A 1273-nucleotide genomic window follows, 5' to 3' on the forward strand; every position below is an offset into this window, starting at 1 on the left:
GTGCGGATGCACATGGCGCAGGGCGCGGAACCCGCCCGCTACTGCTATCTGGGCGAGGTCTTCCGCAAGCAGGACCATGGCGACACCCGGCCCGCCAACCCCCGCGACAACGAGTCCCTGCAGGCGGGGTTCGAGCTGTTCTCGCGCGACCCCGACGCCGATGCCGAGGTCTTCGCGCTGTTCCACCGCCTTCTTGCGCCATGCGGCCTGTCGGCGACGATGGGCGACATGGACCTGCTGCTGGATGCCGTGGCGGGGCTGCCGCTGTCGGCCCCGCGCCGCGCGATGCTGGCGCATCATATCTGGCGGCCCAAACGGTTCGAGCGCCTGCTCGACCGCTTCTCGAAGGTCGAGCAGCCCCGGCATTTCGCCGTCAACAGCGCCCCCTGGACCGGGTTGCGGACCGAAGCCGAGATGACAGCCCGCATTGCCCGGCTTGAGGCCGCCGCCGAAGGCCCGCCGCTTGCCCCCGAATGGCGCGAACGGCTGCACCGGCTGTTTTCCGTCGCCGGTCCCGCGCCCACGGCGGTGGACGAATTGCGCGTCCTGGCCGACCATATCCCCGCCATCGCCGAAGCGGTGGAGCGGCTAGCCGCCCGTCTGGACGCCATCGCTGACCGCGGTATCGGCCCGGCAACCGTCCGCTTCGACGCCAGCCACGGGCGGCGGACAATGGAATATTACGACGGCATGACCTTTTCCTTCACGGCGGAAGCCCGTCCCCACTGGCCGCCGATCGCCTCGGGTGGCCGCTATGACGCGCTGACAAAGGTGCTGGGGCAGGGCGAGGCGATCCCCGCCGTCGGCGGCATCATCCGCCCCGGCCTGATCGCCGAACTGGAGTGCGCGCCATGCTGAAGCTCGGCCTGCCTTCCAAGGGCCGGTTGATGGAGCAGAGCTTCGACTGGTTCGCCCAGCGGGGGATCACGCTTTCCCGCAGCGGCTCGGACCGCGAATATGCGGCACGGGCCGAGGGGGTCGAGGGGCTGTCGCTGGTGCTGCTGTCGGCGGGCGAGATCCCGCGTGAGCTTGCCGCCGGGCGCATCCAGCTTGGCGTGACCGGGTCCGACCTTGTCCGCGAAAAGCTGGCGGGCTGGCGGGCGGACGTGGTGGAACTGGCGCCGATGGGCTTTGGCCATGCCGATCTGGTGCTGGCGGTCCCGGCCTGCTGGCGCGACTGCGAGGGTCTGGACGATTTCGCCGCCATCGCCCGCGACTTCCGCGCGGCCCATGGCTTCCGCCTGCGGATCGCCACCAAGTATCACCGGCTGGT

At 70.4% G+C, this 1273-nt stretch carries 2 protein-coding genes; both read left to right on the top strand.

The features are described from left to right. The coding region (locus Q4F04_RS08120; protein ID WP_303369331.1) for an ATP phosphoribosyltransferase regulatory subunit at window positions 1-858 on the top strand (858 nt) is incomplete at its 5' end. After that, the coding region (gene hisG / locus Q4F04_RS08125; RefSeq protein ID WP_303369332.1) for an ATP phosphoribosyltransferase at window positions 852-1273 on the top strand (422 nt) is incomplete at its 3' end. The genes Q4F04_RS08120 and hisG, both read left to right, overlap by 7 nt.

This window comes from Paracoccus sp. (in: a-proteobacteria) (assembly GCF_030536915.1).
Classification (GTDB): Bacteria; Pseudomonadota; Alphaproteobacteria; order Rhodobacterales; family Rhodobacteraceae; genus Paracoccus.